The sequence below is a fragment of the Aquamicrobium terrae genome, assembly GCF_040545735.1.
In the GTDB taxonomy this organism is placed as follows: domain Bacteria; phylum Pseudomonadota; class Alphaproteobacteria; order Rhizobiales; family Rhizobiaceae; genus Mesorhizobium; species Mesorhizobium terrae_A.
In genome coordinates, this window is sequence record NZ_JBEPML010000002.1 from 42,188 (window position 1) to 60,465 (window position 18,278).

The 18,278-nt window shown below is 64.9% G+C and carries 17 protein-coding genes; 3 read left to right on the top strand and 14 right to left on the bottom strand.

The annotated features are described in order from the left end of the window. Positions 1-131: 131 nt before the first annotated feature. Positions 132-374, top strand: a complete 243-nt coding sequence (locus ABID37_RS02745) for a hypothetical protein (protein ID WP_354192510.1) — start codon at positions 132-134, stop codon at positions 372-374. A 59-nt stretch (positions 375-433) separates the two neighbouring features. On the opposite strand, the gene ABID37_RS02750 is transcribed toward ABID37_RS02745, so the two are convergent. The 13 genes from ABID37_RS02750 to ABID37_RS02810 form a co-directional block, all read right to left on the bottom strand. Beyond that, positions 434-910, bottom strand: a complete 477-nt coding sequence (locus ABID37_RS02750; protein ID WP_354192511.1) for a YciE/YciF ferroxidase family protein — start codon at positions 908-910, stop codon at positions 434-436. 154 nt (positions 911-1,064) lie between these two features. After that, positions 1,065-1,871: an FAD binding domain-containing protein gene (locus tag ABID37_RS02755; RefSeq protein ID WP_354192512.1), complete on the bottom strand. Its 807-nt coding sequence runs from the start codon at positions 1,869-1,871 to the stop codon at positions 1,065-1,067. A gap of 13 nt (positions 1,872-1,884) precedes the next feature. Beyond that, complete coding sequence (locus ABID37_RS02760) at positions 1,885-4,242, bottom strand: xanthine dehydrogenase family protein molybdopterin-binding subunit (protein ID WP_354192513.1); 2,358 nt, start codon at positions 4,240-4,242, stop codon at positions 1,885-1,887. A 135-nt stretch (positions 4,243-4,377) separates the two neighbouring features. After that, entirely contained in the window at positions 4,378-4,878 is a 501-nt protein-coding gene (locus tag ABID37_RS02765; RefSeq protein WP_354192514.1) for a (2Fe-2S)-binding protein, read from the bottom strand. Positions 4,879-5,054: 176 nt separating this feature from the next. Then, a complete protein-coding gene (gene tatC, locus ABID37_RS02770) occupies positions 5,055-5,915 on the bottom strand; it encodes a twin-arginine translocase subunit TatC (protein WP_354192515.1) in 861 nt (286 codons plus the stop codon). Further along, a complete protein-coding gene (gene tatB, locus ABID37_RS02775) occupies positions 5,912-6,574 on the bottom strand; it encodes a Sec-independent protein translocase protein TatB (RefSeq protein WP_354192516.1) in 663 nt (220 codons plus the stop codon). Before tatB ends, tatC begins: the two co-directional genes overlap by 4 nt. 30 nt (positions 6,575-6,604) lie before the next feature. Next, positions 6,605-6,820 (bottom strand): twin-arginine translocase TatA/TatE family subunit, encoded by a 216-nt coding sequence (locus ABID37_RS02780; RefSeq protein WP_354192518.1) that lies wholly within the window; start codon positions 6,818-6,820, stop codon positions 6,605-6,607. 153 nt (positions 6,821-6,973) lie between these two features. Beyond that, on the bottom strand, positions 6,974-7,708 hold the full coding sequence (gene scpB / locus ABID37_RS02785) for an SMC-Scp complex subunit ScpB (protein WP_354192519.1): 735 nt from the start codon (positions 7,706-7,708) through the stop codon (positions 6,974-6,976). Next, on the bottom strand, positions 7,708-8,496 hold the full coding sequence (locus tag ABID37_RS02790) for a segregation and condensation protein A (protein ID WP_354193035.1): 789 nt from the start codon (positions 8,494-8,496) through the stop codon (positions 7,708-7,710). The genes scpB and ABID37_RS02790 overlap by 1 nt, the downstream gene beginning before the upstream one ends. Positions 8,497-8,586: 90 nt before the next feature. After that, positions 8,587-9,606 (bottom strand): beta-N-acetylhexosaminidase, encoded by a 1,020-nt coding sequence (gene nagZ, locus ABID37_RS02795; RefSeq protein ID WP_354192520.1) that lies wholly within the window; start codon positions 9,604-9,606, stop codon positions 8,587-8,589. A 109-nt stretch (positions 9,607-9,715) separates the two neighbouring features. Then, on the bottom strand, positions 9,716-12,460 hold the full coding sequence (locus ABID37_RS02800) for an SPOR domain-containing protein (protein WP_354192522.1): 2,745 nt from the start codon (positions 12,458-12,460) through the stop codon (positions 9,716-9,718). A 100-nt stretch (positions 12,461-12,560) separates the two neighbouring features. Continuing rightward, entirely contained in the window at positions 12,561-14,318 is a 1,758-nt protein-coding gene (argS, locus tag ABID37_RS02805; RefSeq protein ID WP_354192524.1) for an arginine--tRNA ligase, read from the bottom strand. A gap of 223 nt (positions 14,319-14,541) precedes the next feature. Next, positions 14,542-15,774: a deoxyguanosinetriphosphate triphosphohydrolase gene (locus tag ABID37_RS02810; RefSeq protein WP_354192525.1), complete on the bottom strand. Its 1,233-nt coding sequence runs from the start codon at positions 15,772-15,774 to the stop codon at positions 14,542-14,544. Between the two features lie 115 nt (positions 15,775-15,889). On the opposite strand from ABID37_RS02810, the gene erpA reads away from it, so the two are divergent. Further along, entirely contained in the window at positions 15,890-16,237 is a 348-nt protein-coding gene (gene erpA / locus ABID37_RS02815; protein ID WP_354192527.1) for an iron-sulfur cluster insertion protein ErpA, read from the top strand. 2 nt (positions 16,238-16,239) lie between these two features. After that, positions 16,240-16,623: a VOC family protein gene (locus tag ABID37_RS02820; RefSeq protein ID WP_354192528.1), complete on the top strand. Its 384-nt coding sequence runs from the start codon at positions 16,240-16,242 to the stop codon at positions 16,621-16,623. A 48-nt stretch (positions 16,624-16,671) separates the two neighbouring features. Here the strand turns inward: ABID37_RS02820 and ABID37_RS02825 are convergent, their stop codons facing one another. Then, on the bottom strand, positions 16,672-18,159 hold the full coding sequence (locus ABID37_RS02825; protein WP_354192529.1) for a nucleobase:cation symporter-2 family protein: 1,488 nt from the start codon (positions 18,157-18,159) through the stop codon (positions 16,672-16,674). Positions 18,160-18,278 lie beyond the last annotated feature (119 nt).

Consider the following 18,278-nt stretch of genomic DNA (forward strand, 5'->3'; position numbering starts at 1 on the left):
ACCACCCCAAGAGATCGCTTCTGTTTTTCCCGCGAATCGCAGAAGTGCTCTATCTCCTTGTTTTCCTGCAATTCCCCGGGGAAAGCGGTTTCCGCTTTTCCGGGATTGCCTTTGGTGTGGAGTCGCCCAGCGTGCAGAAGCTTGTCCAGATCGTCCTGATCACCGTCGTTGCAGCCATCGTCGTCGTGGGCTGGAGGTGGCATGGCTATGTCACCAACACCGAAAGCCCCTATGACGAGGTGGGGATCGAGCTGAACAGCCGCATGCCGGGGCCGATCAACAAATGGGGCTGCGACCGGCTGCACGCCACCTTCGGCAATGTGCTGCCGCCCTATGGGTGCCAGACCGGCGATGACGGCCGGTCCTGGCGATAGGATCATCCGGAAATCCGCGGCAAGGCCCGGCGCGGAAGCGGCAAAAGGTCCGCCCCGGCCTACTTCTTCTTGTTCAGCGAGGACACAGCCAGATTGGTGAGCTTGTTGTTGGCGGCCTTTTCCTGATCGAGGATTTCGGTCAGCAGATTATGCGCCTCGGTGTTGCCGAGCACCTTGGCCCATTCGCGCAGCGAACCGTAGCGCGAAATCTCGTAGTGCTCCACGGCCTGCGCGGCTGAAAGCAGCCCGGCATCCAGGGCCGTGCCTGTCGCCTCTTCCATCAGGCCTTCGCTTTCCTTGATAAGCCCTTCAATGGCATCGCATTTCTCACCCTCGGGTTTGACCCCGATGGTCCCGAACACCTTTTTCAGCGTCTCGATCTGCCCTTTGGTTTCCTTGAGGTGGCCGTCGACCGCCTTCTTCAGATCCGGATTTTTCACGGCCTTGGAGACTTTCGGCAGCGCCTTGGTCAGCGCATTCTCCGCATAGTAGACATCCTTGAGCGTGTGCTCGAACAGGTCCGCCAGAGTTTTCATCGCTTGTCCTCATGAAAAGAGAGACCTCCCGCCTTCCCAAGAATGTGAACCCTCCCACTTGGTTCCGCCGGCATCGTAGGCCACGAGACAAATGGAAAACCCGCCACCCTTGCAGGTGGCGGGTTGGAACAGGCGGTAAAGCCGGTCGAAGCGGTCAGGCGTTGGCCGCCGCCACCGCCCGCTTTGCCATGACGACGACCAGATTGGCGCGATATTGCGGGGAAGCGTGCATGTCGCTCATCAGCCCCTTGTCCGGCACGGTAACGCCCTCCAGCGCCGCCGCATCGAACGACTTGGCCAGCGCGGCCTCGAGCGGGCGGGAACGGAAAACGCCGTCATCGCCGGCACCGGTCACGCCCACCCGCACCTCCTCCTTGCCGTTGGCCTTGCCCCTGGCCACGAATACGCCGACCATGGCATAGCGCGAGGCCGGATTGCGGAATTTCGCATATCCTGCCTTGGCCGGTGCCGTGAAGGTGACGGCGGTGATGATCTCGCCGTCCTTCAACGCCGTTTCGAACAGGCCCTTGAAGAACGTCTCGGCGGCGATCTCGCGCTTGTTGGTGACGATGGTGGCGCCAAGCGCCAGCATCGCGGCCGGATAGTCGGCGGCCGGATCGTTGTTGGCGATGGAGCCGCCGAGGGTGCCCTTGTGGCGAACGGCGGGGTCGCCGATCATCGAGGCCAGATGCGCCAGCGCCGGACAGGCCTTTTTCAGCTTATCGTCGGTGGCGACCTCGGCATGCGTGGTCGCCGCCCCGATGGTGACGGCCTTGCCCGTCACCTTGATGCCTTTCAGCGCCGCGATGCGGGAGATGTCGATAACGTCCGAGGGCGCGGCAAGCCGCGTCTTCATGGCCGGGATCAGGGTCATGCCGCCGGAAAGCAGCTTGGCATCGTCCCGCGCCAGCTTGGCGGCTTCGGCGACGGAGGCCGGACGGTGGTAGTTGACCGAATACATGATCGTGCCTCCCTCAATGCTTCCGGGGCTTCCGGGCCTGAAGCGCCGCCCACACCTTCTGCGGTGTCGCCGGCATGGTCAGGTCCTCGGTTCCGATGGCGTCCGTGATGGCATTGATGACGGCCGGCGGCGAGCCGATGGCCCCGGCCTCCCCGCAGCCTTTCATGCCGAGCGGATTGGACGGCGACGGCGTGTTCGAGGTCGAGACCTTGAACGACGGCAGGTCGTCGGCGCGCGGCATGGTGTAGTCCATGTAGCTCGCCGTCAGCAGCTGGCCGCTGCCGTCATAGTGGGTTCCTTCCAGCAGCGCCTGGCCGATGCCTTGGGCAATGCCGCCATGCACCTGCCCCTCGACGATCATCGGATTGATGATGTTGCCGAAATCGTCCGCCGCCACGAATTGCACGATGTCGGTGACGCCCGTTTCCGGGTCGACCTCGACCTCGCAGATGTAGCAGCCGGCCGGGAAGGTGAAGTTGGCGGGATCGTAGAACGCCGTTTCCTTCAGGCCGGGCTCCATGCCGGCCGGCAGGTTGTGCGCCGTGTAGGCCGCCAGCGCCATCTGGAACCACGGCACGTTCTTGTCTGTGCCGGCCACTTTCAAGGTGCCGTTCTCGATGACGATGTCGGCTTCGTCCGCCTCCATCAGATGCGCGGCGATCTTCTTGGCCTTGGCCTCGACCTTGTCGAGCGCCTTGGCGATGGCGCTCATGCCGACCGCGCCGGAGCGCGAGCCGTAGGTGCCCATGCCCATCTGCACCTTGTCGGTGTCGCCATGGACGATGGAGATGGACTCCAGCGGCACGGAAAGGCGCTCGGCCACAAGCTGGGCGAAGGTCGTTTCATGACCCTGCCCATGACTGTGCGAGCCGGTCAGCACCTCGATCGTACCGACGGCATTGACGCGCACCTCGGCAGATTCCCACAAGCCCACGCCGGAGCCGAGCGAGCCGACCGCCGCCGACGGCGCGAGGCCGCAGGCCTCGATATAGCAGGAGAAGCCGATGCCGCGCAGCTTGCCTTCCTTCTTCGCCTTCTGGCGGCGCTTCTCGAAGCCGGCATAGTCGGCCGCCTTCATGGCCGCGTCGAGCGAGGTGGCGAAGTCGCCAGCGTCATAGTTCATGATGACGGGGGTCTGGTGCGGGAAGGCGGTGACGAAGTTCTTGCGCCGCAGTTCCGCCGGCGAAACGCCGAACTGGCGCGCCGCCACCTCCATCATGCGCTCGACCAGGAAAGCCGCTTCGGGTCGTCCCGCCCCGCGATAGGCATCGACCGGCGCGGTGTTGGTGTAGATGGCCCTCACATTGCCGTGGATCGCCGGGATATCGTACTGGCCGGAGAGTAGCGTCGCGTAGAGATAGGTCGGCGTGACCGACGAGAACAGCGACATGTAGGCGCCGAGATTGGCCAGGGTGTCGACCTTGAAGCCGAGAATCCTGTGGTCCTTGTCGAAAGCCATCTCGGCATGGGTGACATGGTCGCGGCCATGCGCATCGCACAGGAAGCTCTCGGTGCGGTCCGCCACCCATTTCACCGGAACGCCGGTCTTCTTCGAGGCCCACAGGCACACGATCTCTTCCGGGTAGATGTAGATCTTGGAGCCGAAGCCGCCACCGACGTCAGGGGCGATGACGCGCAGCTTGTTCTCCGGCGCGATATTGTAGAAGGCGCTCATCACCAGCCGGGCGACATGCGGGTTCTGCGAGGTCGTCCAGCAGGTATAGTGGTCTTCCGCCCGGTCGTAATGACCAAGCGCGGCGCGCGGCTCCATGGCGTTCGGCACCAGGCGGTTGTTGACGACGTCCATCTTGACCACATGCGCCGCCTGCTTGAAGGCCGCCGCAGTCTCCTTGGCGTTGCCGATCTCCCAGTCGAAGATCAGGTTGCCTTCCGCTTCCGGATGGATTTGCGGCGCACCCCTGGCGATCGCCCCGGTCACCTCCGTGACCGCCTTCAGCTCCTTGTAGGTGATCTCGACGGCCTCGGCCGCGTCGCGCGCCTGGGCCTTGGTGTCTGCCACGACGACGACAACCGCGTCACCGACATAGCGCACCTTGTCGACGGCGAGCGGCGACCAGGCACCCATCTTCATCGGCGTGCCGTCCTTGGAATGGATCATCCAGCCGCAGATGAGATTGCCGATGCCGTCGGCCTTCAATTCCCTGCCGGTCAGCACACCGATGACGCCCGGCATCGACTGCGCCGCCTTGACGTCGATCTTCTTGATCTGCGCATGCGCGTGCGGACTGCGCACGAACGCCGCGTGCTTCATGCCGGGCACCACCATGTCGTCCACATAGCGGCCTGCGCCGGTGATGAAGCGCCTGTCCTCCTTGCGCGCCACACGCGCGCCGACGCCTTCGATACCCATAATCGTTCTCCTCCAGAACCAGATGAGCCGATAGCGAATGAAGTCCGGCAAAGCGGGAAGAAGCGGAAAGGCGATGGATGATACCAATGCGGAAATGACAATTCCGCTATTTCGCTCTTCCCCGTTCGCTTTTCCTCAAGCCGCCTTCTTCGCCCTTCCCTTCGGCGCCTTGGCCATGGTCCTGGACGCGGCCAGGATCGCCTTGACGATGTTGTGATAGCCGGTGCAGCGGCAGATGTTGCCTTCCAGCTCGGCGCGCACGGTCGCTTCGTCCAGCCCCTGCGGGTGACGCCGGATCATGTCCACGGCGGTCATGATCATGCCGGGCGTGCAAAAACCGCATTGCAGGCCGTGGTGTTCGCGGAACGCCGCCTGCACCGGGTGCAGATCGCCCATGCCGGCAAGGCCTTCGATGGTGATCACTTCCGAGCCGGACGCCTGCACGGCCAGCATGGAGCAGGACTTCACCGCCTTGCCGTCGACATGGACGACGCAGGCGCCGCACTGCGAGGTGTCGCAGCCGACATGTGTGCCGGTCAGCCCCAGATGTTCCCTCAGGAAATGAACAAGAAGTGTCCGGTCCTCGACGGAGGCGCTGACCTGCCTCCCATTGACCGTCATTGATACATCCGACATGGAGCCTCCCCTGGGTTTTTAACCTTGGTACCCGGCATCCGACGAAACGCCGGCGAGGCGTTATTCTTATACGCAATAGCGCCGACGACAATAGCTGCCGTCGACGCAAGCACGCCAAGTTGAATGCACCTAAAGTCTAATGTCGCAGGAATGCGCCGCCGAAGGAGGAGAATCCGTCAGGTGGCGCTGTCGGGTGGCGGGGCTTCCGCAGGTGCCGCCTGCCCCTTCTCGGCCGCCTCGCGCTCGGCCTCCTCCCGGGCGCGGCTGCGTTCGATCATGCGCGCGGTCCAGATCGAAATCTCGTAGAGGATGATGGTGGGGACGGCGAGGCCGATCTGGCTCAGCGGATCGGGCGGGGTCAGCACCGCCGCCACCACGAAGGCGAGGACGATCGCCCATTTGCGCTTGTCTTCCAGCGCCTTCGACGAGAGCAGCCCTACCCTCGCCATCAGGCTGGTGACCACCGGCAACTGGAACACCAGGCCGAAGGAGAAGATCAGCGTCATGATGAGACTGAGATATTCGGAGACCTTCGGCAGCAGCGAAATCTGCACCTCGCCCTCGCCGCCGGACTGCTGCATGGTGAGGAAGAACCACATCACCATCGGCGTGAAGAAGAAATAGACCAGCGAAGCGCCGATCAGGAACAGGATCGGCGAGGCGATCAGGAACGGCAGGAAGGCGGCGCGCTCGTTGCGATAGAGGCCTGGCGCGATGAACTTGTAGATTTGCGTCGCGATCAGCGGAAAGGCGATGACCATGCCGCCGAACATGGCGAGCTTGATCTGCGTGAAGAAGAATTCCTGGGGCGCCGTGTAGATCAGCTCGACCTTGGTCGGATCGAGGCCGGCCCAGCTCGTCGCCCATTTGAAGGGAATGACCAGCAGGTTGAACAGCGCCTTGGCGAAGAAGAAGCAGAACAGGAAGGCCACGAAGAACCCGCCGATCGACCACATCAGCCGAGTCCGCAGTTCCATGAGATGCTCGATGAGAGGCGCCGACGACTGGTCGATCTCATCCTTTTCGCTGGCGCTCACTTGGGCGTCCTCGTCGTCTTGCTTGCGGTCCTGACGGCGCTCGGCTTGGCGGCGGGTTTCTTCCCGGCAGGCTTGGCTTCCGCCGCCTTGGCCGGCGCGGGCTTCGCCGGCGCCTTGCGGCTGGCGGCGGCCTTGCGACCGGACCCGTTCGTCGTGGCCTTCGGAGCGCTGGCCTCCACGGCAGCCGCCTTGGCGACTTTCGCGGTGCCCGGGGCCGCCGGCTTCGCCGCCCCTGCCCTGGCGGGCGGCGCCTTGTCACCGGCCGCCTGCGCGGGCGGCACGGAAGCATCGGTCATGGCCGGAAACGGCGCATCGGCTTCGGACGGCTTGGTCTCGGGAACCGGCGTCGCCTTCGGCTTGCCGGCGTCGTCGAGACTGGCCTTCACATCGGCCGCGGCCTTCTCGAAGGGATTGAGCTGCTTGCGGATTTCCGCCGCCGGATTGAGGCTGCGCAGCGAATCGACGGACTTCTTCACGTCCTCGAGTTCCGCTTCCTTCAGCGCCTCGTTGACCTGCTTCTGGAAATCATTTGCCATGCCGCGCATCTTGGCCGTCATCCGGCCGAAAGTGCGCAGCATCTGAGGCAAATCCTTGGGTCCGACGACCACGATCAGCACGACCGCGATCACCAGCATTTCGGACCAGCCGACATCAAGCATGACTACTCAACCCGAAAGGCGGAAACGGAATCAGCTCTTGCCGGCCTTTTCCTTGGAAGGCGAAACCGTTTCGTCGGCACGGTGCTCGACAGTGCGCGTATCGTCATCGTCGTCGGCCATGCCCTTCTTGAAGCTCTTGATGCCCTTGGCCATGTCGCCCATCAGTTCCGGGATCTTGCCGCGGCCGAATACCAGCAGCACGATCACCAGCACGATCAGCCAGTGCCAAATCGAAAACGAACCCATTGCACTCTCTCTCGTAAGTGTTCCAGAAACTGATCTATGCGCTTTCGCGCCCAGTTTCAAACGCAACTGGCACAATCTTCACGAATGATTTGAGAATGTCACGCGGTTTCGAGCAGCACGCCCGCGCAAATGCGCGCACCCCGGATCAGACGCTCAGTCTTCAGTCACCTTTGGGGTGAGCAGGCCCAGATCCTCCAGATCGAGATCGGTCAGCGGGTCCTCGTCCTCGGTCAGCGCGTCCGAATCGACGGGAGGCAGCGGAATGGCGAAATTGGCCGGCATGCGGCTGGACAAAAGGCCCGCCCCCTTCAGTTCCTCGATGCCCGGCAGGTCGCGCAGTTCCTCCAGCGAAAAATGATCGAGGAAGGCGTCGGTGGTGCCATAGGTAACCGGGCGGCCGGGCGTCTTGCGGCGGCCGCGCATGCGCACCCATTCGGTTTCGAGCAAGGTGTCGAGCGTGCCTTTCGAGGTCTCCACGCCGCGGATTTCCTCGATCTCGGCCCGGGTCACCGGCTGATGGTAGGCGATGATGGCCAGCACCTCCAGCGCGGCGCGCGACAGCTTCTTCTGCTGCACCGTATCCCGGCTCATCAGGAAGGCGAGATCACCGGCGGTGCGGAATGCCCACCCCTCGCCGACCCGCACCAGATTGACGCCCCGCACCGCATAGATGCGCTGCAGTTCAAGCATGGTCGCCGTCACGTCGACGCCATCCGGCAGGCGAGCCGCAAGCTGCTTTTCGCTGACCGGCCCGGCACTTGCGAAGACGATCGCCTCGGCCATGCGCGCCACCTCATGCGCATTGGTGCGCACGAGCCGGGCGCGCGGATCGTCGCCGTCTTCCTCGTTGGGGAACGGGATGACGGATGCGTTGCCGCCCTCGCTCATCACGACGCCTCCCCGGCCGCGCGAGGCCCTCGCCCGCGAAGGTAGAGCGGCGCGAAGGGCTCCTGCTGGCGCATCTCGACCGCCCCCTCGCGGACCAGTTCCAGCGACGCGGCGAAGGAACTGGCGATGGCGGTGCGCTTGTCCTCGGGCGTGGCCAGATAGCGGATCAGGAAGCCGTCGAGGGCGGTCCAGTCGTCCAGTTCGCCGATCATGCGCGTCAGGATCTCGCGGGCCTGCTTGAGCGACCAGACGCCCCGCCTGGCAATCTGCACATTGGTGGTGGCCTGCCGCTGGCGCTGCGACGCATAGGCGCTCAACAGATCGTAGAGCGTCGCCGAATACTGGTTGCGCTTTTCGACGATGACGATTTCAGACATGCCGCGTGCGAAGACGTCGCGGCCGAGGCGGTTGCGGTTGACCAGCCGGGTGGCCGCATCGCGCATGGCTTCGAGGCGGCGCAGGCGGAATTGCAGCACCGCCGCCAGTTCCTCGCCGCTCTGACCTTCCTCGCCCGGCTGCTTGGGGATCAGCAGCTTGGACTTGAGGAAGGCGAGCCACGCCGCCATGACCAGATAGTCGGCAGCCAGTTCAAGCCGCAGGGCGCGCACCCGATCGATGAAAACCAGATATTGCTCGGCCAGCGCCAGCACCGAGATACGGGCGAGGTCGACCTTCTGGTTGCGGGCCAGATGCAGGAGCAGGTCGAGCGGTCCTTCGAAGCCGTCGACATCGACAACCAGTGCGGGATCGTCGCTGCGCCGGTCATCGTCGGCCCACAGCCGTTCCATCGGCGTGAGCCTCGGTGCCTTCTGCTCCCCTGCTGCCGTCTGCGCCACGTTTCCTTGCTCCTGACGGCCCTGCCGCCCTTGCCGGCGGGATCAGGCCACCGCCGCAAAATACTCCGCAAATTCCGCTCTAAGCTCTTCTTCGGCACCCTCGTTTGGCACGCCGATCACGGCCAGCGCCCGTTCGGCACGCTTCCGCGCCCGGCCTTCCAGGGCCTTCGCCTTCGACGCGGCGGCCGCCATTTCCTCCATGACGCCGTTGCAGTGAAGAACGATATCGACGCCAGCCGCAAGGATTGCCGCCGCCTTGGCGCCGAAATCCCCAGAAAGTGCCTTCATGGAGATGTCATCGCTGATCAGCAGCCCGTCGAAGCCGATTTCCCCGCGTATCACTTCCTCCACCACCTTGCCCGAAGTGGTGGCCGGGCCCTTCGGATCGATGGCGCTGAACACCACATGCGCGGTCATCGCCGCCGGCAGGTCGTTCAACGCTCTGAACGGGGCGAAATCGTGTCGGCGCAGCTCGTCCAGCGAGTCATGCACGGTCGGCAGCTCGAAATGCGTGTCGGCCGAGGCGCGGCCATGGCCGGGAATATGCTTCATCACCGGCAGCGCGCCGCCTTCCATCAAGCCTTCGGCCGAGGCCCGGCCAAGGGCGGCCACCGCATCGGGGTCGCGGCCATAGGCGCGCTGGCCTATGACGTCGTTGGCGCCCTCCACCGGCACGTCGAGGACCGGCAGGCAGTCGGCGGTGATGCCGTAGCGGGCAAGGTCGAAGGCATGCATGCGCGCATGCAGCCAGGCGGCGCGCAGGCCGGCCTCGCGATCGCGCCTGTGGATTTCGCCGACGGCGACTGCCGGCGGGTAGTTCGGCGCCAGCGGCGGCCGCAGGCGCTGTACCCGGCCGCCCTCCTGATCGATGAACACCGGCGCATCCTCGCGCCCGACACAATCGCGCATGGAAGCGACGAGATCGCGGATCTGCTCCGGCTCGCTGATGTTGCGGGCAAAGAGGATGAACCCCCACGGGCTTTCACCCCGATAGAAGCGGATTTCCTCGCGGGTGAGCGAATGGCCGGCACAGCCGAGGATGAGCGTCTTTGATTCGGTCATACGCTGAATTTAGAGGGTTCGGGCGGGAAAGGGAATCGCCCCTTCGGAATGCAAAAGAGCCGGCGCGTTTCCGCACCGGCCCGGTTCGACTGGATATCCCCGGCGTCCGTTACTTCGAGACGAAGCAGGCGCCGCCGGCAGCCTTGTACTTCTCGCACAGGCTGATCGCCTCGGCGCGCGAGTCCGCAGCAACGCGAACCCGGTAGAAGGTGCCCTTGCCGGCCACCTCGGCCTTGACGATGTTGACGCTGCGGCCCTCCAGCACGCTTGCGTAGCGGCGGGCGAGGTCCTGATAGGTGGACTGCGCCGCCTCGACGCTCGGCTGCGAGGCGATCTGCATGGCCCAGGTTCCCGCTGCCGCCGCATTCGGATCGAGCGCGGCAACCTGTCCGGGCTTGACCTCGCCAACGATATCGACGGGTTGCTCGGCCGGACGCTGGGGCGCGACGGGCGCTGCCGAAGGCGTATTGGCCGACTGCTGCGGAGCGGCGGGCGTCACGGCCCCGGTCTGCTCGGCGCCCGGCGCGCTGACCGCCTGCGGGGCAGGATCGGTCGGCTCCGTTGCCGCGATCTGCTGGGCGGGCGCGGGATCCTCGCGCGGGACGAGCGTTCCATCCGGCCTGACGACCATGGTGCGCACCTTGCGCGGCGCCACCGCCGGCACCTCGTCCGCGGCCGCATCGTTCTCGACGAGAGCCGGCGCGACACGATCCTCGGACTTGCCGGCCGGCTGCGCGGCTTCATCCACCGGCAACCCGCCCACGACGCGGGCTTCGGGAGCCGTGGAGGTCACGTCGATCGGCTGCTCGGCATCGGAAACCAGCTTTTCCTGGGTAGGGGCCGCAGGTCTGCCGCCCTTGGCCACCATGTCATAGACCTTGTTGTCCTGATTGGGGATGACGGTGCCGCCGGGGTTTTCCGGCTTGACCTTGATCGGCGCGTCATCAGCCTTGACCAGCACCGGCGCATCGCCGGAACCGCCACCGCCGAAGGACAGGGCAAAGGCTCCGATGCCGCCGATCAGCGCCACCGCGCCGACAACGGCGGCGGCCAGCAGCATGCGATTGCGCGGACGCTGCTCTTCCGTCTCGCCCGCTTCGGACATGGTTTCGCCGGCGTCCGGGTCGTAGTCGAACCCGTCATCGGCAGCCGCCTGCGGCGCATAGGACTGGCTGGCGGCCGCGTCGAACTCGAAGTCATCGAACGCCTGGTCATAGGCATCGGCCGTGACCTGCGCCGAACCACCGGCGGCAGCCTGCTCCGGCTGCTGGCGGGGCACCTGGAAAGAAGCGGCCTGCTGCGCCGGCTCCGGTGCGGGCGTCGGCTCGCCGACATTCATCTCGTTCAGGAGGCTGGAGAACTCGGCATCGAGGTCGTCATACGCCGGCGCTTCCGTCTTGTCCTCCTCGAAGGGGACATCCGGAATATCGAGATCGTCGGCCAGGGCGACAGCCTTTTCGGGAATCTCGATCGTCTCCAGCTCCGGTATTTCGGCAACCGGCGGACGGGCAGGCGCTGCCGCCACCTCGGACAGTTCCGAATAAGCCGCGGGCGTTTCTGCCCCGACCTGATCGGTGGTGCGATAATCCTGCTCCACCTCATAGCTGCCGGCAGCGGGCTCCGCCTCGTAGTGGTAGGCGGTGGCGCCGGTCTGCTGGACAGGCTGGGCAAAGCTCGCCTGCGGCTGGACGGGATCCGGCTGCGGGCGGATGAAGGGCGTGCCGCGGCTCCAGTTATGCGCCTGGGCAGCGGCTGCGGCGACCGCGGCGGCGGTCGGAATGAACGGCTTCAACGCCTCGACCGGATCGGCCGAGGTCTCATCGGCATACTGCTCTCGCGCGTCGTCCGCATGGGAGGCGGCGTCGAAGGCTGCAAGATCGATATCGAGGTCGAAGTCGTCCGGATTGGACACGGATTCCTGCGGCTGGACCGAAGCCTCGTACACCGGTGCGGCGGCCGGCTCGACATGAACGTCGAGGGGCTTTTCCAGTTGGAAATCGGGCTCGTAGGCCGGCTCCGGGCGCGCCGACATCCTGTTGAGCAGCGCATTCAACTCGTCTTCGAGCGACGCGGCGGGCGCTTCAGGCGCGGGTTCCGGCTCGGAATATTCGTAGCTGTCCTGGCTGTAAGCCTGTTCCGCGCCGTAGTCCTGTTCCTCGGCATGGCCGGCCTGGGTGGGCTGCTCGTCGAAAACGGCGGCGGCCAGAGCGCGCTCGAAATCGTCGCCCTCTTCGTGAGGCTCGCTCGCGACCGGCTCCTGCGGGGCAGGGATTGCGGCTTCCGGCTCGTCGAAAACGAAATCGGAATCGTCGAACGCCGGAAACTCTTCCGCGGAGGCGGTCTCCCGGGGTGCATCCTCCTCAAATTCGGAGGCGAACGAAGCTTCGATCTCGCCGAGTTCCTGCTCGTCGGACTGCGGGGCATCCGGCAGGTCCGATGCCAACATCTTCTCGAAATCAGCAAAGTCGGGATGCTCTTCGGGAGCGGCCCCGGCAGACGCCGGCGGCGCGGCATCGGCGGACTGGTCGAAGGCGGATTCGTCGAAGAAGAAATCCTCGGCAGGCTGGGCGGCCCGCTCCTCGCCGGCATAGGGCTCCGCGACGGACTCTTCAGCTTGCGGATAGGCGGCTTCGGGTGCCGGCGCGGGCTGCGGCTCCTCGCCGAACTCGCCCATCAGTTCCTTCTCGAGGTCGATGGCGAAATCGTCCTCGGCCGCAGGTTGCGAACGGGCCTCGTCTTGCGGCTTGACCGGAACGCGCGGATCGAAACCCATGATCCGGGTCAGTTCCGCGAACGGATCGTCTTCCGCGATATCGTCGCGGTCTGCTATCCTCAGCTGGGTTCTGTCTGCCATCGTCGTTCCCGAACTCGCACAATCGGACGCCATCGACGTCGCGTAGGTTGGCCCCTACCAGCGCAATGTGGGCAAATGGTGACAGGTATTCCGCTGTAGTCTAACGCATCTCTTTCGGTGCATCGGCACCGACAAGCGTCAGACCGGACTGAAGAACGTCAGCAACGGCCTGCACCAGCCCTAGTCTGGCAAGCGTCAATTGTGGATCGTTAACCTTAACAAAACGTAAGTCGGGGTTATCGGTGCCACGATTCCAGTGTGCGTGGAAGGAACTTGCCAGGTCATAGAGGTAGAATGCCAGCCGATGCGGCTCCTGCGAGGACGCCGCCTGCTCGATCAGCCTGGGATATTCCGCGAGCTTGCGGATCAGCCCGATCTCGCCCTCATCCGACAGGCCCGAAACGGCAGCCGACAGCGTCTCGCGGCCTGGTTCGGCGATGCCCATCTGCTCGCGCGCCTGCCGCAACACGGAATGGCAGCGCGCCGAGGCATACTGCACGTAAAACACCGGGTTGTCCTTCGACTGCTCGGTCACCTTGGCGAAGTCGAAGTCGAGCGGCTCGCTGTTCTTGCGGTAAAGCATCATGAAGCGGATCGGGTCGCGCCCCACCTCCTCGACGACCTCCCGCAGGGTCACGAAATCGCCGGAACGCTTCGACATGCGCACCGGCTCGCCGTCGCGGAACAGCTTGACGAGGTTGCACAACAGCACCGTCAGCTTCAGGTCACCGCCGGAAATGGCCTTCGCCAGCGCTTCCAGCCGCTTCACATAGCCGCCGTGGTCGGTGCCGAGCACGAAGACCAGCTCGTCGAAGCCGCGCCCATATTTGTCCTTCATGTAGGCCACGTCGCCGGCGAAATAGGTGTAGGAACCATCCGACTTGACCAGCGGCCGGTCCATGTCGTCGCCGACATCGGTGGAACGGAACAGCGTCTGCTCGCGGTCCTCCCAATCCTCGCTCTTCTCGCCCTTCGGCGGCGGCAGCTTGCCCTTGTAGACGAAGCCCTTGAAGGTCAGGTCGTTGATGGCGGTCTGGATCGCGCCGCCATTGCCGGCATGCAGGGTACGCTCGGAAAAGAACACCTCGTGATGGACGTTGAGCAGCGCGAGGTCGTCGCGGATCATCACCATCATCGCGCCAATGGTGCGGTCCTTGACCAGTGCCAGGGCCTCCACCTCGGGCATTTCCAGCAGCTTGCCGCCGAACTCCTTGGCCAGGTCCTGCCCGACGGGCATGAGGTAATCGCCCGGATAGAGACCGGGCGGGATTTCGCCGATCGTCTCGCCCAGCGCCTCGCGGTAGCGCAGGAAGGCTGAGCGGGCGAGCACGTCGACCTGCGCGCCGGCGTCGTTGATGTAATATTCCTTGGTCACCTCATAGCCGGCGAAGTCCATGAGGTTGGCCAGCGCATCGCCCACCACCGCACCGCGACAGTGGCCGACATGCATCGGCCCCGTCGGGTTGGCCGAGACATATTCGACGTTCACCTTGCGCCCGCCGCCGAATTTCGAGCGGCCGTAGTCGGCCGCCTGCGCGAGGATACCGGTCAGGTGGTGCTGCCAGAAACCGTCGGTAAGGCGCAGGTTGACGAAGCCCGGCCCCGCCACTTCGGCGCTGGCGACATCGGCATCCCGGGAGAGCGCCGCCACGAGGCGTTCTGCCAGCGCGCGCGGATTCTGGCCGGCCGGCTTGGCCAGGACCATGGCCGCATTGGTGGCCAGATCGCCGTGGCTGGCATCGCGCGGCGGCTCGACGGCGATGCGCGACAGATCGAGCGCGGCCCCGTTCTTGTCTTTCAGATCAAGCGCTTCTACGGCTTTGATGATCCGCGCGGTGAAGTCGGCGAAGATGTTCATTCCAAATCTCGTGAGCTAACAGGCCTCGTTTGGCCAAGACTGCCAACAGTATGAACGTCATCCCGCAAGCCAAGTCGAGCGGAGCGAGAATGGCTATCCGGGATCCATTCCATAACCTGCAATCGTTCCGGCATGGATCCCGGACAATTGACCTGCGCTTCGCTCCGGTCACTTTCCGGGATGACGGCGCCTGCTCGACAGCCGCAGCAAAATCGGCTTCGCCCTAGCTCAAATCCGGCGTGTGGTCAAACAGGCGCCGGTGCTCCTTGAGTGCATAGGTGTCGGTCATGCCGGCCAGGAAATCGGCCACATGGCGCGCCTTGATGCGGTCTTCCGCACGGTCGAGCCCCTCACGCCAGCCCTCGGGCATGGCGCGGGGATCGGCAAAATAGGCATCGAACAGGTCGGCGACGATCCTCTCGGCCTCGGCGCGCACGCGCATGACTTCCGGGTGCCGGTAAAGGTGCTTGTAGAGGAACGCCTTCAGCTCCTTCTCCTCGGCGGCCATTTCCGAAGTGAAGGTGACGATGGTTTCGCCGGCCGCGCGCACCGCCTCGGCGCTGACGGGCCGCAGCCGGGCAAGGTTCGCGCCGGCGGCCGAAATCACGTCCTCGACCATCATGGTGATCTGGCGTCGCATCAGCTCATGACCGATGCGCACGTCGTCGAGCGCGGGATAGCGCTCGCGCACGGCACGCAGGATCTTTCCCGGCAGTGCAAGGTCTTCCAGCATGTCGAGTTCAAGCAGGCCGGCGCGCAGGCCGTCGTCTATGTCATGGGTGTTGTAGGCGATGTCGTCGGCAATCGCCGCGCACTGGGCCTCGATGCCGGCATGGCGGTCCAGTTCCAGGTCGTGCAATTCGTTGTAGGACCGGATGGTGGCCGGCAACGGTCCGGCCAGCGCCTCGCCCTTCGCATCGACCAGCGGCCCATTGTGCTTGACCAGGCCTTCCAGCGTCTCCCAGCTCAGGTTGAGGCCGTCGAACTCGGCATAGCGGCGCTCCAGCCGGGTGACGATGCGCAACGACTGGGCGTTGTGGTCGAAACCGCCCCAGGCCGCCATCTTCTCGTTCAGCGCATCCTCGCCGGTATGGCCGAACGGCGTGTGGCCGAAATCGTGCACCAGCGCCACCGCCTCGGCGAGGTCCTCGTCACCCCGCAGCGCGCGCGCCAGCGCGCGGGCGATCTGCGCCACCTCGATCGAATGGGTGAGACGGGTGCGGTAGTGGTCGCCCTCATGGGCGATGAACACCTGCGTCTTGTGCTTGAGGCGGCGGAAGGCGGTCGAATGGATGATGCGGTCGCGGTCGCGCTGGAACGGCGTGCGCGTCGGGCTTTCCGGCTCCGGGAACAGACGCCCGCGCGTGCGGGCCGGGTCCGTGGCGTAGGGCGCGCGCGGCCGGTAGCCGAAACCGATATTGCCGAGCCGGGCGGTTCCGGCCTGTCCTTCGTCCATGCTTTCCCCAGTGGTCGTGCCAGCGGTCGGGTGTGGGCGCATACCCACGACCGATTGTTGACTTGCTGGCGTGACGTACATACCTATCATGCGAAATCAAAAGCAAGGTGACGCCATGAGCGCGAACGCCGCAACCGCCATCAATGTCGAAGTGACCGAAGCCGCCGCAAAGCGCATCGCCCGCATCGTCTCCGACGAGCCGGGGAAAACCGCCCTGCGCGTTTCCGTCGAAGGCGGTGGCTGTTCGGGCTTCTCCTACAAGTTCGATCTGGTCGAGGGGCCCGACGAGGGCGACGTCGCCATCGAGAGGGACGGCGCCACGGTGCTGATCGACGACATCTCGCTGGTCTATATGGGCGGCTCCATCATCGACTTCGTCGACGACCTGATGGGCCAATCCTTCCAGATCAGGAACCCGAATGCCGTGGCTTCCTGCGGCTGCGGCACCAGCTTCTCGATCTGACCATGCCACGCGCCGGCGCGGTCCGTCAGGTCGCGCTGTCGGCGGGGCGCGATCTCGACGCTACCCTCGCCTATTGGCACGACGTGCTGGGCTTTCAGCCCCACGCCCGCTTCGACCCGCCCGGAATAGCCTTCATCCTGGCCGGCGGGGTACGGCTGCTGTTCATGGACGGGGTGCCGCCGGGCACCGTCTATCTCGACATCGACGGATTGCTGGACTTCCACGAAAAGGCCGATGCGGCGGGCGTTCCCTTCACCGCAGCGCCTGCCCTCTCCTTCCACGACAAGGACGGCCTGTTCGGCCCTGCCGGCGACAAGGAATGGATGGCCTTCCTCAAGGACCCGGCCGGCAACACGATCGGCCTCATCGAACGCCGGCAGGATTGAAAAGGCCGCCCTGCGGCGGCCTCTCCATCATTGCTTGATCGACGACAGCTAAGCCTCGGACGACATCGCCGCCTCGCGCAGGCCGTGCGCATCCCCGGTGGCGCCATTGAAGACCAGATTGAGCAGCACGGCGGCAATCGACGCCAGCAGGATGCCGGAATCGACCAGCGGGCCGATAGCCTTGGGCAGCCAGATGTGGAAATCGGGCGCCACCACCGGGATCATGCCGAAGCCGAGCGCAATCGCCACGATGAACAGGTTGTTGCGGTTGCCCTTGAAGTCGACGGCAGACAGGATGCGGATGCCGGTGGCCGCAACCATACCGAACATGACGATGCCGGCGCCGCCAAGCACGACGGTCGGCACGGCTTCCACCAGCGCGCCCATTTTCGGGATCAGCCCCAGCACCACCATGATGACGCCGCCGGCGACGCAGACGAAACGGCTGCGAATGCCGGTGACGCCCACCAGCCCGACATTCTGCGAGAAGCTGGTATAGGGGAAGGTGTTGAAGACGCCGCCCAGCACGGTGCCGAGGCCGTCCATGCGCAGCCCCGCGGACAGCGATTCGGGCGTGATCTTCTTGCCTGTCATTTCGCCCAGGGCCAGGAACATGCCCGTGGATTCGATCAGCACCACGATCATCACCAGCACCATGGTGAGGATGAGAACCGGGTCGAAGATCGGCATGCCGAAATGGAAGGGCATGATGGGCGCGAACCAGGCGGCGTTGGCCACCTTCTCGAAATGCATCATGCCGAGCAGGCCGGCGATGATGCCGCCGGCGATGATGCCGATCAGCACCGCCACATTGGACAGGAAGCCCTTGCCGAACCGCGCCACGCTGACGACGATGGCAAGCACCACCAGCGACAGGACGATGTTGGACACCGGGGCGTAGGCCGCGTTCGGCACGGTAGGGGCAAGCGCCAGCCCCGCGGGAACGGCCGGGACGGCCCCGCCCTCCGCGCCGGCCGCATCGGCGACAGCCTTCAGCCATGCGGCATGCTCGGGATTGACGAGCTTCGGAGCGGTCGGCCCCACCGGCATGCCGAAGATCCAGTTGATGCCGATCTTCATGATCGACACGCCAATGACGAGGATGATGGTGCCCGTGACCACCGGCGGGAACAGCCGCAGCATGCGGCTGACGAACGGTGCGATGAGGATTGTTATGATGCCCGCGCCGATGATGGCGCCGAAGATCATGCGCGCGCCCTCCTGGCCCGGATTGGCGACCGCCATGGAAACCATCGGGCCGACGGCGGCGAAGGTCACGCCCATCATGACCGGCAGCTTGATGCCGAACCACGGCGTGGCGCCGAACGATTGCAGGATCGAGACGATACCGCAGACGAAGAGGTCGGCCGAGATCAGGAATGCGACGTCCGCAGGCTCCAGTTGCAGCGCCCTGCCCACGATCAGGGGCACCGCGATGGCGCCGGCATACATGACGAGCACATGCTGGAGACCGAGCGTGAACAGGCGCGGCGCCGGCAGCATCTCGTCGACGGGATGCGTCGATGCTGTTGACATGTTGTCCTCCCTTTGCGCAACAGTCCGGAAGCGGGTTCCATAGACTGCCGCGATGGTGCAGGATCGCAACGATCCGGCAAAGAGACCATCAAGAACTGTTTGAAATAATCGCGAGAATT

What these genes read in the sequence shown, in the direction of transcription:
- ABID37_RS02750 (WP_354192511.1), bottom strand. Translation starts at nt 910, where the DNA reads ATGAAAACTCTGGCGGACCTGTTCGAGCACACGCTCAAGGATGTCTAC.
- ABID37_RS02755 (WP_354192512.1), bottom strand. Translation starts at nt 1,871, where the DNA reads ATGTATTCGGTCAACTACCACCGTCCGGCCTCCGTCGCCGAAGCCGCC.
- ABID37_RS02760 (WP_354192513.1), bottom strand. Translation starts at nt 4,242, where the DNA reads ATGGGTATCGAAGGCGTCGGCGCGCGTGTGGCGCGCAAGGAGGACAGG.
- ABID37_RS02765 (WP_354192514.1), bottom strand. Translation starts at nt 4,878, where the DNA reads ATGTCGGATGTATCAATGACGGTCAATGGGAGGCAGGTCAGCGCCTCC.
- tatB (WP_354192516.1), bottom strand. Translation starts at nt 6,574, where the DNA reads ATGCTTGATGTCGGCTGGTCCGAAATGCTGGTGATCGCGGTCGTGCTG.
- ABID37_RS02780 (WP_354192518.1), bottom strand. Translation starts at nt 6,820, where the DNA reads ATGGGTTCGTTTTCGATTTGGCACTGGCTGATCGTGCTGGTGATCGTG.
- scpB (WP_354192519.1), bottom strand. Translation starts at nt 7,708, where the DNA reads ATGAGCGAGGGCGGCAACGCATCCGTCATCCCGTTCCCCAACGAGGAA.
- ABID37_RS02790 (WP_354193035.1), bottom strand. Translation starts at nt 8,496, where the DNA reads ATGGAACGGCTGTGGGCCGACGATGACCGGCGCAGCGACGATCCCGCA.
- nagZ (WP_354192520.1), bottom strand. Translation starts at nt 9,606, where the DNA reads ATGACCGAATCAAAGACGCTCATCCTCGGCTGTGCCGGCCATTCGCTC.
- ABID37_RS02800 (WP_354192522.1), bottom strand. Translation starts at nt 12,460, where the DNA reads ATGGCAGACAGAACCCAGCTGAGGATAGCAGACCGCGACGATATCGCG.
- argS (WP_354192524.1), bottom strand. Translation starts at nt 14,318, where the DNA reads ATGAACATCTTCGCCGACTTCACCGCGCGGATCATCAAAGCCGTAGAA.
- ABID37_RS02810 (WP_354192525.1), bottom strand. Translation starts at nt 15,774, where the DNA reads ATGGACGAAGGACAGGCCGGAACCGCCCGGCTCGGCAATATCGGTTTC.
- erpA (WP_354192527.1), top strand. Translation starts at nt 15,890, where the DNA reads ATGAGCGCGAACGCCGCAACCGCCATCAATGTCGAAGTGACCGAAGCC.
- ABID37_RS02820 (WP_354192528.1), top strand. Translation starts at nt 16,240, where the DNA reads ATGCCACGCGCCGGCGCGGTCCGTCAGGTCGCGCTGTCGGCGGGGCGC.
- ABID37_RS02825 (WP_354192529.1), bottom strand. Translation starts at nt 18,159, where the DNA reads ATGTCAACAGCATCGACGCATCCCGTCGACGAGATGCTGCCGGCGCCG.